Here is a 14,216-nt window from a genome sequence, read left to right on the forward strand (position 1 = left end):
GCGGCTCGGGGGGTGTCTTGTCGGTCAGGCCGCATCAGGGGCGGGGTCTGGTGCCGCGTTTCGCGAGGCGGACGAAGGAGGCGAGGCGCGGTACCAGGGCCAGCGAGCACCCGGCATGATCGGCAAGACGCCCCCTACGGCCGGCCCGTGACGACGGCGGCGAGGACCGTGCCGCGCGGGAAGGCGCCGGCGGCGGTGAGCTCGGTCAGGGCCCAGAGCAACTTGGCCACGTAGATCCGCTCCACCGGGAGACCGTGGCGGGACCCGAAGTCGGCGGCGAAGGCCTCCAGCTCGGCCGGGACCCGGGCGTAGCCGCCGTGGTGGAAGTCCTCGGCCAGGGTCCACGCACCGGCCGGCCCCCCGAAGGCGGCGGCCTGGAGGGAACGTATCTCCGCGGTCAGGAAACCGCCCGCCAGGACCGGAACCCCGAGCGCCCGCTGCCCGGGGGCCAGCCCGGCCGCGAGGCCCGCCAGCGTCCCGCCGGTACCGCAGGCCACCGCCACCACATCCGCGGCACCGCGCAGTTCACGGCCGAGCTCGGCGCAGCCGTGCAGGGCGAGGGCGTTGCTGCCGCCCTCGGGGACCACGTACGCGCCGCCCGCGCCCGCCGCGTCCACCAGCCGGGCCAGCTCGTGCGGCTCGGCCTTGCGCCGGTACTCCGACCGGGACACGAAGTGCAGCCGCATCCCGTCGGCGGCGCACCGGGCGAGCGAGTCGTTCAGGGGGCGCCCGGCCAGCTCGTCCCCGCGCACGATGCCGACCGTCCGCAGCCCGAGCAGCCGCCCGGCGGCCGCGGTGGCCCGCAGGTGGTTGGAGTACGCCCCGCCGAAGGTGACGAGGCCGTCGTGGCCGCCGTCCACGGCCGCGCGCAGGTTGGGCGCGAGTTTGCGCCACTTGTTGCCGGGCAGCTCGGGATGCACGAGGTCGTCGCGCTTGAGCAGCAGCCGTACGCCGTGCCGCTCGAACCCGTCGTCGCGGATCTCCGTCAACGGCGACGGCGGTCGCGGCCGCAGGAGGGCGTCAACGTTCGGGGGGCGGTTCACCCGTCCATTGTGGGCCGCTCCGGCCCCCGATGCCGCGTACCGGGGCCGGAGCGAGCGACCTCGGCCCCGGCAGCGCGGGTGACGCGCGCGTGATCGGTGACCACGCGCCGGAACGGGCGGTCGTGGCCGCGTCGGCTGTGGTCACCGGCGGAGGCATGGACTTCTCGGACTCCCTGCCCGGGACGGCCGTGCGTGAGGTCAAGGAGGAGACCGGGCTGGACGTGGAGATCACGGGACTGGTCGGCACGTACTCGGACCCCCGGCACATCAGCGAGTACAGCGACGGCGAGGTCCGCCGCCAGTTCAACGTCTGTTTTACGGCGCGGGTCACAGGCGGCACGGTGGCCACGTCGGACGAGAGCACGGAAATCCGTTTCGTGGCCCCGTCCGACCTCGGCGCGCTGCCGATGCACCACACCCAGCGCCTGCGGATCCAGCACTACGTCGAGCGGCGCCCGACCCCGTACCTCGGCTGATCCTGTTGGTGTTCGGCAACGGGTGGGCTCACTTCAGGCGCTCGGCGATGCGGTCGCGCATGGAATCCATCGTGAAGCCCCGGGGGTCGACCTTGCCCGGCTGCCATTCGCGGTGGCCGATCACCGAGCGGGCCGTCCAGCGGTGGTACCGGCAGATGGCAGCCGCGGCGCGGGCTATGGCGTCGAGCTGGACCGTCGGCCAGGGGTCCTCGCCGTCGCCGAGGTTCTCGCACTCGAAGCCGTAGAAGTGGCGGTTGCCGTCGGTGTCCGTCTCGTTGTCCGGCGGCAGCCGCTTTTCCGCGATCACCGCCGCGAGCACGTCGGAGTCGCCGGCGCCCGCGTGGTTGGCGCGGCCGTAGCCCACGAGGTGGACGCGGCCGTCCTTGGCGATCACTCCGTGGCAGAGCGGGCCGGGCAGGGCGCTGTAGCCCTGCCGGCAGAGCTCGACCGTGTACGGGGTGCCGCGGGTGACGGTGTGGTGGATCATCACCCCGTGCACGGGCCCCCACGGGCCCTTGTGGTTGCGGTTGTGGGTGCGCCAGGCGCCCACTTCGACGACGGTCAGGCCCTCGTTGCGCAGTGCGTTGATGAAACGGTCCGCGGACATGGGTGCGGCCATGGCCGCCTCCTTCGTTGCGGTGCGCGACGGGCACCCTCTGTGCCCGCCTCGTCACCCTCCGGTTTAGTGGAGGCGACCCTTCCGCGGCTAGTGCATTCGTACGGTGAGCGATCCGATCCAGCCAGGGATCAGGCCGATGCGAGCCACAGGTCCGGGCCGAAGACCTCGTAGTGGATGTCGGCGGCCGGCAGCCCCTTGGCGATCAGCTGCTCGCGCACGGCCCGCATGAAGGGGAGCGGCCCGCACAGGTAGGCCCTGGTGCCCGGGGCGAGGGGGACGGTCGAGAGGTCCATGAGACCCTCGCCGTCGCCCGGCTCGGCCGACTCCTCGTACCAGAACCGGGCCGAGGCGTCGGGCAGCTTGTGCGTCAGTGCCCGGTGGTCGCCCCGCAGCGGGTGGTCGGCGGGGGAGCGGTCGGCGTGCAACACGGTCACCGGGGCGGCGTGCCCGGTGTCGGCCAGGTGCTCCAGCATCGAGAGCATCGGGGTGCAGCCGATGCCGGCCGAGGCGAGCAGCACCGGGGCGGCCGAGTCCGCCAGGACCAGGTCGCCGTAGGGAGCCGAGACCCGCAGGGTGGCTCCGGCGTGGACCCGGGCGTGCAGGTGGTTGGAGACCTCGCCGTCGGGGCCCGCGGCGGCCGGGCCGTGGACCCGCTTGACGGTGATCGCCCGGACCGCGGAGCCCGGGGAGGTGATCAGGCTGTACTGGCGGATCTGGCGGGCGCCGTCGGGGAGTTCGACCTGGACCGAGACGTACTGGCCGGGCCGGTGGGCGGGCGCCGGGGCGCCGTCCGCGGGGGTGATCCGGAAGGTGGTGCAGTCCACGGTCTCGGCCACCCGCTCGGTGACGGTCCACTCGCGCCACACGTCGCCGGCGACGACCCGCTGCTCGGCGTAGAGGCGCTCTTCCAGGGCGATCAGGGCGTTCGCCATCAGCCAGTAGACCTCGTCCCAGGCCTCGGCGACCTCGGGGGTGACGGCCTCGCCGAGGACCTCGGCGATCGCCTCGAAGAGGTGCTGGTGGACGACCGCGTACTGGGCGCGGGTGACGCCGAGGCTGGCGTGCTTGTGGGCGATGCGGCCGAGCATCACGTCGGGCCGGGTGTCCGGGTGGGCGAGGAGGTGGGTGGCGAAGGCGGCGATGGAGCCCGCGAGGGCCTGCTGCTGGAGGCCGGCCCGCTGGTTGCCCCGGTTGAAGAGGTCGCGGATCAGTGCCGGGTGGGCCGCGAAGAGCTTGGTGTAGAAGAGCTCGGCTATGTCGCCGATCGCCGCCCCGACGGCGGGCAGGGTGGCTCGTACGGTCGCGCTCGACTTCTCGGACAGCATGCGGAACTCCTCGCGTGATGGACGTGACTGTGTGAATTTGCATTTAAGATGCGTATTTTTGATCGAAGAAAGACCGCCTCGGTGCGGACTTTCGTTCGAACTCCCGCCGGCCCGGTCCGGTCCGGCGGTGCTAACCGGCCATGCGGCCCGAGGGGTCAGGGACCCCCGGATCCGGTCGGCGCCCTGCTCGAAATGCCCAGCAGGAGCGGTCCGGTCGGGGACGCCACCAGGTCGTTCACCGTGAGCGGGTCCAGTGCGGCGAAGAAGGCCTCCTGGGCCCGGCGCAGGGCGCCGCGCAGTACGCAGGCGCCGCGCAGCGGGCAGGGCGAGGTGCCCTCGCACTCCACGACGTCGCCCTCGCCCTCCAGTTCGCGCACCACCGCGCCGACCGGCGCGGCGCGCCCGGCGGCGGTCAGGGCGAGCCCGCCGCCACGGCCGCGCCGGGCCTCGACCAGGCCGAGGTGCTGCAGCCTGGCGACCACCTTGGCGGTGTGCGTGTAGGGGACCTCCATGGTCGCCGCCACGTCACGGGTGGTCGGGAGGTCCGTTTCCTCGACGGCCAGGCGCATCAGGACGCGCAGCGCCAGGTCGGTGAATCGGGTCAGCCGCATGGGGTCACCGTAGGCAAACTTGCATCCCTGATGCAAGTTAGGCCCGCGCTTGACTCCGCGAGGTCCCGCGAGGTCCCGCGAGGCCCGCGCTTGGCCGAAACCGATGGGGTTTGTGGGGCTGAAGAGGCTCATGGGGGAGGTGGGTGACCCCAAAGGGTGCCCGCGCCCGGACGGAGTAGTCCCACCCTTTTGTGTAATGGTCCCACCACGTTCCGTGCTGAAAGGCTGCTGCCGAAGATCCATGGAGTGATCGAAAGGGAAAGACATGTCGGTCCAGGCAGGTTCCGAGTCCGAGGCCCAGGCACCGCAGCGCAGTCTGGGGACGGCGGCCGCACGGAACTTGGCAACCACGACCAAGTCCGCGCCGCAGATGCAGGAGATCACTTCGCGGTGGCTCCTGAAGATGCTGCCGTGGGTGTCCGTGCAGGGCGGCACGTACCGCGTCAACCGCCGGCTGAGCTACTCGGTCGGCAACGGCGTCGTGGAGTTCATCAAGACCGGCACCCAGGTCCAGGTGATCCCGGCCGAGCTCGGCGAGCTCCCGCTGCTGCGCGACTACGAGGACCTCGACGTCCTCGGTGAACTCGCCCAGCGGTGCCGGCAGATCGACTTCGAGGTCGGCCAGGAGCTGACCTCCTTCGGCAGCCCCGCCGACCAGGTCTTCCTGCTCGCCCACGGCCGCATCGAGCAGATCGGCCCCGGCCCCTACGGGGAGGACGCCGTCCTGCGGACCGTCGCCGACGGCGCGTACTTCGGCGACGACTCCCTCGTCGATGAAGAATCGATTTGGGAGTACACCGCCCGCGCCGCCACCTCCGGCACCGTCCTCACCCTGTCCCGGCAGGACTTCCAGCTCCTCGCCGACCGGGTCGAGTCGCTGCGCGAGCACGTGGAGGACGTACGGACCCGGCCCGGCCGGGAGACCAACACGTACGGCGAGGCCGCGATCGAGCTCTCCGCCGGCCACCGGGGCGAGGCCGTCCTCCCCGGCACCTTCGTGGACTACGAGGCCCGGCCGCGCGAGTACGAACTCTCCCTTGCACAAACGGTCCTGCGGGTGCACAGCCGCGTCGCCGACCTCTACAACCACCCGATGAACCAGACCGAGCAGCAGTTGCGGCTCACGGTCGAGGCGCTGCGCGAGCGCCAGGAGCACGAGATGCTCAACAACCGCGACTTCGGCCTGCTCCACAACGCCGACTACGACCAGCGCATCCAGCCGCACGACGGCGCGCCCAGCCCCGACGACATGGACCAGCTCCTCAGCATGCGGCGCGGCTCCAAGCTGTTCCTGGCGCACCCCAAGGCGATCGCCGCCTTCGGCCGCGAGTGCAACAAGCGCGGCATCTACCCGGAGTCGGTGGACGTCGGCGGCAACCGGGTGCCGGCCTGGCGCGGGGTGCCGATCTTCCCGAGCAACAAGATCCCGATCAGCGACGCCCGCACCACGTCCATCCTGTGCATGCGCACCGGCGAGGACGAGCAGGGCGTGATCGGGCTCCACCAGCCGGGCATCCCGGACGAGATCGAGCCGAGCCTGTCGGTCCGCTTCATGGGGATCAGCGAGCAGGCGATCATCTCCTACCTGGTCACCGCCTACTTCTCGGCCGCGGTGTTGGTGCCGGACGCGCTCGGGGTGTTGGAGAACGTCGAGATCGGCCGTTGGCGCTGACCGCCGTGAACGCCATCGCGACCGGTGAGGGCCAGGACGCCGCGGCCCTGCTGGAACGGACGAGAGAAGCGGTCGACCCGCAGCTGCGCCGCACGGTCGAGAGCCTGCCGGGTTCGATGCGGCGCGTGGCGATGTACCACTTCGGCTGGGTGCACGAGGACGGCAGCCCCGCCTCGGGCGGGGCCGGGAAGGCCATCCGGCCGGCCCTGGTGCTGGCGTCCGCCCAGGCCCTGCGCGGCACCGGGGCCGGTCCGGCGGATGAGGCCGTACGGGCGGCGGCGGCCGTGGAGTTGGCGCACAACTTCACGCTGCTGCACGACGACATCATCGACAAGGATGTCCGACGGCGGGGCCGGCCCACGGCCTGGACCGTCTTCGGGACGCCGGACGCCATCATCACGGGCGACGCGATGATGGCGCTCGCGCTGCGGCTGCTCGCGGAGGACCCGCACCCGGCCGCTGCGGAGGCCTCGGCCCGGCTCGCGGCCTGTGTCATCGAGCTGTGCGCGGGCCAGCAGGCGGACTGCGCCTTCGAGCAGCGTCCGCAGGTCACGCTCGACGAGTGCCTGGCCATGGCCACGGCCAAGACCGGGGCGCTCCTGGGCTGCGCGTGCGCGCTGGGCGCCCTGTACGCGGGGGCCGGGCCGGACGAGGTCGACGCCATGGACGCCTTCGGGCGGGAGGCCGGGCTGGCCTTCCAGCTGATCGACGACCTGATCGGCATCTGGGGGGACCCGGGGCACACCGGCAAGCCCGCCGGGGCGGACCTGATCGCCCGCAAGAAGTCCCTCCCGGTCGTGGCCGCCCTCACCTCGGACACCGCGGCGGGGAAGGAGCTGGCCGCGCTGTACGACGGCCCCATGGCCGGGGATGACGTGCGCAGGGCGGCCGACGCGGTGGACCGGGCCGGCGGGCGCGACTGGGCGCAGGCCGAGGCCGCGGACCGGATGGGGCGGGCGGTCCAGCAGCTGTCCCGGGCCGTTCCGGACCTCGGGGCAGCGGGCGGGCTGCTGGCGCTCGCGGAGTTCGTGACGCGCCGTACGCGGTGAGCGCGCGGGGGCGCGAGTAGACCCCGGGGCCGAGGGGGCGAGGCTCGGGGGGGTTGGGGCCCGAAGGGGAGAGGCCCGAGGGGGCAGGGGCCGAGGGGGGCTGGGGCCCGAGGGGGGGGTAAGGCCCGTTCCGGTACCGCACGGTGCCGGAACGGGCCTTACCGCATGTCTGCGCCAACTCTAGGATCGCTCACGGTTGTTGACACGTGAGTGAAGGGTGTGACCAGTGGCGCTGGAGATACGTCAGGCGGATCAGTCGGACCGGGACGCGGTGGCGCGATTGCTCGACGAGGCCTTCCGCACCGACCCGGTGAGCAGCTGGGTCTTCCCGGACCCGGAGCACCGGGCCGCGGTGCACGGGAAGTTCCTGGGCGTCTTCGTGGACGTGGCGTTGGAGGAGGGCCGGATCGACTACGCCGTGGACGGCTCGGCCGCCGCGCTGTGGCTGCGGATCCCGGCCGGCGAGCCCGAGGGTGAGGATGAGGTCCCGGCACGGATGCGGGCCGTGGCGGACCCGGACAACGAGCGGTGCGAGCTGGTCGGGCGCCTCACGGGCGCGGTGCACCCGACGGCGGAGGAGCACGAGTACCTGCTGATGATCGCGGTCGCCCCGGGCCGGCAGGGGCAGGGGCTGGGGAGCGAGCTGATCCGGCCGGTGCTGGAGCGCTGCGACCGCGAGGGCGTGCCGGCGTACCTGGAGGCGAGCAGCGAGCGCAGCAAGGGGCTGTACGAACGGCTGGGCTGGGAGTTCACGGGCGAGGCGGTGCAGCTTCCGGACGGGCCGCTGATGTGGCCGATGTGGCGCAAGCCGCGCGGCTGAGAGCCGAGGTCGTCCCGCCCCGGGGTCATGGTCCTTGCGTAACCACTTCAGGCGAAGTACTTTATGCGACGTGCCCCGGTGCGGCGGCACTGCCCAGTGGAAGAGAATCGCTTGCGCAAGCTCACGTACTTCATCGCCACGAGCGTCGACGGGTTCATGGCGGACCCGGACGGCGACGGCGACTTCTTCAACGACTACCTGGACCCCGAGTACCTCGGATACCTCACGACCGAGTACCCGGAGACCCTGCCGACCCACGCCCACGAGATGCTGGGCGTCGACATCTCGACGGCCCGGCACTTCGACGCGGTCGTCATGGGGCGCGGCACCTACGACCCGGCCCTCAAGACGGGCGTCACGAGCCCGTACGCCCACCTGAAGCAGTACGTGGCCACGCGCTCGATCGCGGTCACCCCCGACCCGGCGGTCGAGCTGATCGGCGGGGACGTGGCGGCGCGGGTGCGGGAGCTGAAGGCCCGGGAGGGGCTCGGCATCTACCTCTGCGGAGGTGCGGACCTCGCCGGCCAGGTGGTCGAAGAGATCGACGAGTTCGTGATCAAGACCTACCCGGTCTTCACCGGGACCGGGATCACCCTCGCGCGGGCCGGCTTCGCCCGGCGCGACCTGGAGCTGACCGGGGTCAAGGCCTTCGGTGGCGGGCAGGTCGTGACCACCTACTCGCGCAAGCGCTGACCCGCCGAACGCGAGGAACCGGCCTACCGTGGAGGTATGGCCGGTGAACAGCAGCACCACGCGCACGAGACGGTGGCCCCGCAGGCCGGGCACGAACAGCAGACGTGCCCGGCGTGCGGGCGCCGCGTCGACACGGTGGTCAGGCGGCGCAAGTCCCTCGGGATCTTCATCCCCGTGTGGGGTCGGGGTCCCTGCCGGAACCCCGACTGCCCCGATCACGTGGCTCCCGAGGAGCGGTGACTCAGCCCTTGGCGGCGAGGTCCTTCGCACCCAGACCGGAGGCGAAGCCGTTGGCCCAGAGCTGGTTGACCCGTGCCCGCTCGGCGGAGTTCGGGTTGGCGTTCGTGCACGAGGTGCCCGGGCCGCCACCCGACATCAGCTCGCTGCACGGACCCGAGTAGTGGTCCGGCAGACCCAGCACGTGGCCGGTCTCGTGCGCCGTCACCCGGGTGGAGTTGTACTGCTGGTTCTGCCGGTAGTCGAGGAAGATGTAACCCCGGCCGTGCCCGTCCGTGCTCGCGTACGAGCCGCGTGAGTCGTTGCCCTCGCGGTACGAGAAGTTCCCGCCCGAGGACACCTCCCGCAGCTTGACGTTGGACACCGAGCTGTTCCAGATCTGCGTGGAGCGGGCTATCTGGCTGCGGAAGCTCGGGGCGCTGCGGGTGTTGTACGTGACGGTCACGGCCAGGGCGCCCGGATTGGCGGCGCGCTGCTCGGCGACCGAGCGCTGCACGGCCTCGAAGAAGGCCGCGTTGGCGGCCTCGTTCTCCGGCGAACGCTCGTACGCGGCGTAGCTCACGGCGTTTCCGACGGGGGCGGGCGCGGCGGTGGCGGTGGGGACGACGCCAAGGGCGGCGGCGAGGCCGAGGCCGACGGTCGTGGCCAGCACGGCCTTACGGGAGTGGCGCATGTGGGGGAGCTCCTACTCGTCCGGTGCGGTGGGGGGTGGTCTTTCGAACCGGAGTCTGCGGGAGGGGAAGTGCCCGGCGGATGATGTCACTCCCCGATAGTGCGAACCTATCGGGGAGATTTCGGCAGCCCAACTAGCGTGAGAATGGCGGGATTCGGGGGGCTATCGGTGACTGGTGCGGTCAGTAGGGACCGGCCTACCCTCGGAGGATGGAGCTTGAGGTCAGGCACCTGCGCGCGCTGTGCGCCATCGCCGACGCCGGAAGCCTGCACAAGGCCGCCCGGCAGCTCGGCGTGAGCCAGCCCTCCCTGACGACCCAGCTGCGCCGCATCGAACGGGCCCTCGACGGCGAGCTGTTCCTGCGCGAGCGGACCGGCTGCCGGCCCACCCCCTTCGGCCGGACCGTACTGGGCCGGGCCCGCCCGCTGCTCGCCGAGATGGCCGCGCTGGTGGCGGAGGCCCGCGAACTGGCCCACGCCTCGCGGCTGCGCATCGGTTCCACCGCCAGCAGTGCGCTGCCGGGCTGGTTGCGGCGGATCCACCGGCGGCTTCCGGACACCGAAACCTCGCTCGTGGTCGACGTCTCGGCCAATGCGCTGCTGCGGATGGTCGCCGCGGGACAGTTGGACGTGGCGTTCGTGCACGAGGTGGAGGGCAGTCCGCTGCGGGTGCCGCCCGGGCTGCAGATGCACGTACTGATGGAACGGGAACCGCAGTTCGTCTCGATGTCCCGGGACCATCCGGCCGCCGGGCAGGCGGTGGTCTCCTTACGGGACCTGGCCGCCGACCGCTGGATGGTCGACCCCTCGGTCGACGGCGAGTGGGACGGCCTGCGCCGGGTCTTCGCCGGGGCCGGACTCGACCCGCCGGTGCTCCACGCCGACTACCACACGGCGACCTCGCTGATCATCTCCGGCGAGGCGGTCGCCCCGTGCCAGCCGACCTCCGGGCCGCGCGAGGACATGGCGATCCGGCCGCTCTGCGGGGACCCCCTCGCCGTGCGCCTGCTGCTGGCCACCAGGCCGGGCGCGCACGCGGAGGTCTACGAGGACCTGCGCGCCGCCTACCGCGAGGCCGCCCTGCGGACGCCCCCGTACCGGGCCTGGCTCCACCACCACGCGAGCCCACTGCTGGAGGCGGCCTGAACCAGGGGCCCCCTAGGCCCTCTCCTAGGCTGTCCCCTCCGGGCCGGGTCGATGCCCGACCGGGGCCGGGGCCGGGCCGGTGGCGGCCGGCCGCTCCCCGGCGGACGTGACACAGGTCACGGGAACTCCGCCCCGGGTGCCGGACAGCCGACAGGAGTGACCACAGAGATGCGAACCCGGGTGCGGTCCGGGGATCCGGACGCCTATGCGGAGCTGTTCGACAGCTACGCCCGCACCCTCTACAACCACGCCTTCCGGATGACCGGCGACTGGGCCGCCGCGGAGGACGTCATGTCCGCCGCCTTCCTGGAGGCGTGGCGGCTGCGCGGCACGATCGACCCCGAGGGCGGCTCGCTGCGGCCCTGGCTCCTGGGCGTCGCCACCAACCTCGCCCGCAACCACTGCCGCAGCAACCGGCGCTACCGGGCCGCCGCTGCCGCCGCCACGGCGGCGGCCGGTGCCGCGGCCGTGCCCGACCACGCCGACGAGGTGGCCGGCCGGCTGGACGACCGGCGGCAGATCGCGGCCACGCTGGGGCAGTTGAGTGCGCTGCGCGGACCCGAGCGCGAAGTCCTGCTGCTGTGCCTGGGCGAGGGACTGGAGTACGCGGAGGTCGCCCGAGTCCTCGACATCCCGGTCGGAACCGTCCGTTCCAGGCTGTCCCGCGCCCGTACGAAGCTACGCAAACTCGCTGAAACGGAAATGAAGAAGAAAAAGCGGGAACTCGCGGCCCGGCCCCGACAGACATATGGCGACCGCACGAACACGGTCCGGTCCGCACAGGAAGGAACCCGATGAACCCCGACCTCTCCCGGCCCCGCCCGGCCGGCCGGGAGGAGCACCCGCTCCTTCCGCCGTTCGCCGAACGGGACCTGCCCGCGGGCCGCCACCAGTTCCACAAGGAGCGCCTGATGGCCCAGATCCACGAAGACCTCCGAGCCGCCGACACCGCCGCCCGGGCCCCCGCCCAGGCCGCCCCCGCCCGTGTCGCCGGGTCGCGCAACCCGTTCCTGCGCCGCGCGGTCTTCGTGCCCGCGGCCGCCTTCGCGCTGGCCGGAGCGCTCGCCGTCGGCTTCCTCTCCTACGCGGACCGGGGCGCCGCGGACGGACCCGGCTCCACCGTCGCCACGGGCCCGGCGCTGACCACCCGGATCGGCACCGCCGACCCCAAGGGGGCGCCGCAGCTCCTGGACCGGATCTCGCTGGCCTCCGCTTCCGTATCCGGCCCGGCCGTGCGCGCGGACCAGTTCATCTACATCGGCAGCAAGGCGGCCAACACCTACGTGAAGACTGTGGGCAACAAGAGCACCCTGGTCAGCCTGCCGCTGCACGTGCGCCACCAGTGGAACTCCCCGGACGGCACCAAGGGCTGGCTGATCGAGCCCGGCAACACCGGACCGGAGGGCGTGACCCTGGCGGGCCCCGACGAAAAGGGCAACACCCCCACGCCGTACCTGAACGCGCCCACCTACGACTACCTCGCCGCGCTGCCCACCGATCCCGACGTGTTGCTCCGGCGGATCTACGAGGAGACCAAGGGCATGGGCAACGGCCCCGACCAGGAGGCCTTCACCACGATCGGCGACCTGCTGCGCTCCAGCTACCCGCCGGCCGAGCTCACGACCGCGCTCTACAAGGCTGCGGCGAAGATCCCCGGCGTGGTGACGGTCGACGAGGCGGTCGACGCCGCGGGCCGCAGCGGCGTCGCGGTCGCCCGGCTCGACGAGCACTCCGGCCAGCGCGTGGAGTGGATCTTCGACCGGCAGACCCTCACGTTCCTCGGCGAGCGCAGCGTCCAGGTGCAGGGCGAGTCCGGCGAACAGGGCCTGATCAAGCCCGGCACGGTCGTGTACACCAGCGCCGTCATGACCCGGACGGTCGTCGACGGGATCAAGGAGCTGCCGCCCACGGCCCCCTGAGCCCGCCCGGCACCATGCCTAGGCCGGGTGTCGTGCCCGGGCCCGGTCGTACGCCAGGGAGGCGGCGCCGTGCGCCAGGAGGACCGCACCCGCCGTCGCCCAGCCCGGGCTGCGGCGGTGGGCCGCCCAGGCCAGCAGGGGTGCGCCGGCCGCCACGTGGGCCGCGCCCAGCAGTCGGGCCCTGGGGCCGCGGACCCACGGGCCGAGCGGGCCCCGTTCCACCGCGTCGAGCTCGGCCCGTACCGCGTCGCGCCAGCCGGACCACTCCAGCGTCTCCGCGCCGGGAGCCACCCGGGCCGCACCCCGCAGCCGGTCGGCCGATTCGCCCGGGGCGAGCCCGGGCGGCAGGGCGAGTCCCGTGCGCGCGAGCAGGGCGACCAGCGCGAGCAGTCGGGCCTCCCCGTCCACGGCGGGATCGCCGCCGGCGCGGGTGAGGCGCTCCAGCTCCTCCAGGTCGAGTACGGGGTCCAGGCCGAGCCGCGCCGACAGGGTGCGCATGGCATCGGGCTCGCCGGCCGGGCGCCCGGCCGCGTCCCACGCGTAGGAGACGGTCCGCCGGAACCCGCCGGCCAGGGCGAATCCGGTCCGGCCGCCCTCCCACCACAGGCTCAGCACCGGCCGGTCGGTGCCGATCGCGAGGGCCGAGCCCCAGCCGGAGAGGACCTCCGCCACCGTCTCCGGGCCGTCCCGCCACGGCTTGTCCTCGGGGACGAGCACGCTCCACGCGCCCGCCGGGGCGAGCAGCAGTCGTACGCGCAACAGGTGTGCCGGGGGCCGGACGGCAAGGGGTTCGGCGCGGCAGAGCAGCATTCCGCCGGTCGCGGCCCTGGATATTGACATGCCCACACAATAGTGCAAAACACCTCGAACCGTAGGGTTCCGGAAGGGCGCTTGACTTCGTCCATCCGCGATATATCGTGTTAACGGAAGACGCGATATGTTGCGTGCGTCGAGCCCGGTCCGTGAACGCACGAGGAGGATCAGCACCATGGCAGAGCAGTCGCCCGAGTCGTCGTCGCCTTCGACATGGCACTTCGACGAACCGCAGAAGCTCACCTTCGAGGAGCCGGTGACCGAGCTCCGCGTCCGCCTCGTGAGCGGCACGGTGAACGTGGTCGCCGCCGAGGAGGGCCCGGCCCGCCTGGAGGTGACCGAGGTGGACGGACCGCCGCTGTACGTCGTGCAGGACGGCGGCACGCTCACCGTGTCCTACGAGGACCTGCCCTGGAACGGCTCCCAGGGCCTCAAGCAGTGGTTCGAGACCAAGCCCTGGAAGGCCTGGGCCGGTTCCGCCTCCGGCCGCAAGGCGTGGGAGCGCAGCGTCGCGATCACCCTCACCGTGCCCGCCGCCACCCAGGTCCACGTGGCCGCGGTCGGCGCAGCCGTCTTCGTCTCCGGCATCTCCGGCGGCACCGACGTCAACGGGGTCTCCGGCGACGCCACGCTGGTCGGGCTGTCCGGACGGGTCAAGGCGCACACCGTCTCCGGCAGCGTCGAGGCCCAGTCCGTCTCCGGCGAGTTCGGCTTCCACTCCGTCTCCGGCGGCCTGACGGTGGTCGACGGCTCCGGCGGCAACGTGCGGGCGGACTCGGTCAGCGGCGACATGCTCATCGACCTCGCCGCGGACCCCGCCGACCCGAAGCCGGTGGACATCTTCCTCAACTCCGTCTCCGGGCAGGTCGCGATCCGCCTCCCGCACCCCGCGGACGCCAAGGTCGAGGCCAACACCGCCACCGGTCGCGTCTCCAACGCCTTCGAGGACCTGCGGGTCTCCGGCCAGATGGGCGCCAAGCGGATCACCGGAACCCTCGGCTCCGGCGCCGGCACCCTGCGGGCGACCACGGTCTCCGGCTCGATCGCACTGCTGCGCCGCCCGCAGGGCGACGCGGACCGTCCCGCCGCCCCCCTCGCGCTCGACAAGAAGGTGCTCTGAC

The 14,216-nt window shown here is 72.6% G+C and carries 16 protein-coding genes; 10 read left to right on the plus strand and 6 right to left on the minus strand.

Annotation, left to right across the window (positions count from 1 at the left end; all coding sequences use genetic code 11):
- Nucleotides 1–134: 134 nt before the first annotated feature.
- The gene (locus OG594_RS29305; RefSeq protein WP_266604778.1) at nucleotides 135–1,043 is read right to left on the minus strand and encodes a 1-aminocyclopropane-1-carboxylate deaminase/D-cysteine desulfhydrase; all 909 of its coding nucleotides are present in this window, start codon (nucleotides 1,041–1,043) and stop codon (nucleotides 135–137) included.
- A gap of 29 nt (nucleotides 1,044–1,072) precedes the next feature.
- Between OG594_RS29305 and OG594_RS29310 the strand changes: the two genes are divergently transcribed.
- Nucleotides 1,073–1,519, plus strand: coding sequence for an NUDIX hydrolase (locus OG594_RS29310; protein ID WP_266604780.1), 447 nt, complete (start codon nucleotides 1,073–1,075; stop codon nucleotides 1,517–1,519).
- A 28-nt stretch (nucleotides 1,520–1,547) separates the two neighbouring features.
- On the opposite strand, the gene OG594_RS29315 is transcribed toward OG594_RS29310, so the two are convergent.
- The 3 genes from OG594_RS29315 to OG594_RS29325 all read right to left on the minus strand — a co-directional run bounded on the left by OG594_RS29315 (nucleotide 1,548) and on the right by OG594_RS29325 (nucleotide 4,074).
- Nucleotides 1,548–2,138, minus strand: a complete 591-nt coding sequence (locus OG594_RS29315; protein WP_266604782.1) for an N-acetylmuramoyl-L-alanine amidase — start codon at nucleotides 2,136–2,138, stop codon at nucleotides 1,548–1,550.
- Nucleotides 2,139–2,266: 128 nt separating this feature from the next.
- Nucleotides 2,267–3,463 (minus strand): globin domain-containing protein, encoded by a 1,197-nt coding sequence (locus OG594_RS29320; protein WP_266604784.1) that lies wholly within the window; start codon nucleotides 3,461–3,463, stop codon nucleotides 2,267–2,269.
- A 155-nt stretch (nucleotides 3,464–3,618) separates the two neighbouring features.
- The gene (locus OG594_RS29325) at nucleotides 3,619–4,074 is read right to left on the minus strand and encodes an Rrf2 family transcriptional regulator (protein WP_266604786.1); all 456 of its coding nucleotides are present in this window, start codon (nucleotides 4,072–4,074) and stop codon (nucleotides 3,619–3,621) included.
- Between the two features lie 265 nt (nucleotides 4,075–4,339).
- Here OG594_RS29325 and OG594_RS29330 point away from each other — a divergent pair, with 265 nt between their 5' ends.
- The 5 genes from OG594_RS29330 (at nucleotide 4,340) to OG594_RS29350 (ending at nucleotide 8,548) form a co-directional block, all read left to right on the plus strand.
- Nucleotides 4,340–5,746 (plus strand): family 2B encapsulin nanocompartment shell protein, encoded by a 1,407-nt coding sequence (locus OG594_RS29330; RefSeq protein ID WP_266604788.1) that lies wholly within the window; start codon nucleotides 4,340–4,342, stop codon nucleotides 5,744–5,746.
- Nucleotides 5,743–6,795, plus strand: a complete 1,053-nt coding sequence (locus OG594_RS29335; RefSeq protein ID WP_266606621.1) for a family 2 encapsulin nanocompartment cargo protein polyprenyl transferase — start codon at nucleotides 5,743–5,745, stop codon at nucleotides 6,793–6,795. The genes OG594_RS29330 and OG594_RS29335 overlap by 4 nt, the downstream gene beginning before the upstream one ends.
- A gap of 226 nt (nucleotides 6,796–7,021) precedes the next feature.
- A complete protein-coding gene (locus OG594_RS29340; protein ID WP_266604790.1) occupies nucleotides 7,022–7,615 on the plus strand; it encodes a GNAT family N-acetyltransferase in 594 nt (197 codons plus the stop codon).
- 111 nt (nucleotides 7,616–7,726) lie between these two features.
- A complete protein-coding gene (locus OG594_RS29345; RefSeq protein ID WP_266604792.1) occupies nucleotides 7,727–8,308 on the plus strand; it encodes a dihydrofolate reductase family protein in 582 nt (193 codons plus the stop codon).
- 36 nt (nucleotides 8,309–8,344) lie between these two features.
- Nucleotides 8,345–8,548 carry a hypothetical protein gene (locus OG594_RS29350; protein ID WP_266604794.1) on the plus strand — a complete coding sequence of 68 codons (204 nt, stop codon included), beginning with the start codon at nucleotides 8,345–8,347 and terminating at the stop codon, nucleotides 8,546–8,548.
- A 1-nt stretch (nucleotide 8,549) separates the two neighbouring features.
- On the opposite strand, the gene snpA is transcribed toward OG594_RS29350, so the two are convergent.
- Entirely contained in the window at nucleotides 8,550–9,218 is a 669-nt protein-coding gene (gene snpA, locus OG594_RS29355) for a snapalysin (RefSeq protein ID WP_266604796.1), read from the minus strand.
- Nucleotides 9,219–9,427: 209 nt separating this feature from the next.
- On the opposite strand from snpA, the gene OG594_RS29360 reads away from it, so the two are divergent.
- The 3 genes from OG594_RS29360 to OG594_RS29370 all read left to right on the plus strand — a co-directional run bounded on the left by OG594_RS29360 (nucleotide 9,428) and on the right by OG594_RS29370 (nucleotide 12,282).
- Entirely contained in the window at nucleotides 9,428–10,363 is a 936-nt protein-coding gene (locus tag OG594_RS29360) for a LysR family transcriptional regulator (protein ID WP_189732573.1), read from the plus strand.
- 168 nt (nucleotides 10,364–10,531) lie between these two features.
- On the plus strand, nucleotides 10,532–11,161 hold the full coding sequence (locus tag OG594_RS29365; RefSeq protein WP_266604800.1) for an RNA polymerase sigma factor: 630 nt from the start codon (nucleotides 10,532–10,534) through the stop codon (nucleotides 11,159–11,161).
- Nucleotides 11,158–12,282, plus strand: a complete 1,125-nt coding sequence (locus OG594_RS29370; protein ID WP_266604807.1) for a CU044_5270 family protein — start codon at nucleotides 11,158–11,160, stop codon at nucleotides 12,280–12,282. Before OG594_RS29365 ends, OG594_RS29370 begins: the two co-directional genes overlap by 4 nt.
- Nucleotides 12,283–12,300: 18 nt before the next feature.
- On the opposite strand, the gene OG594_RS29375 is transcribed toward OG594_RS29370, so the two are convergent.
- Entirely contained in the window at nucleotides 12,301–13,116 is an 816-nt protein-coding gene (locus tag OG594_RS29375) for a hypothetical protein (RefSeq protein WP_266606622.1), read from the minus strand.
- A gap of 154 nt (nucleotides 13,117–13,270) precedes the next feature.
- On the opposite strand from OG594_RS29375, the gene OG594_RS29380 reads away from it, so the two are divergent.
- Entirely contained in the window at nucleotides 13,271–14,215 is a 945-nt protein-coding gene (locus OG594_RS29380; RefSeq protein WP_266604809.1) for a DUF4097 family beta strand repeat-containing protein, read from the plus strand.
- The last annotated feature ends 1 nt before the right edge of the window (nucleotide 14,216 follow it).

This window comes from Streptomyces sp. NBC_01214 (assembly GCF_026340975.1).
Lineage (GTDB): Bacteria > Actinomycetota > Actinomycetes > Streptomycetales > Streptomycetaceae > Streptomyces.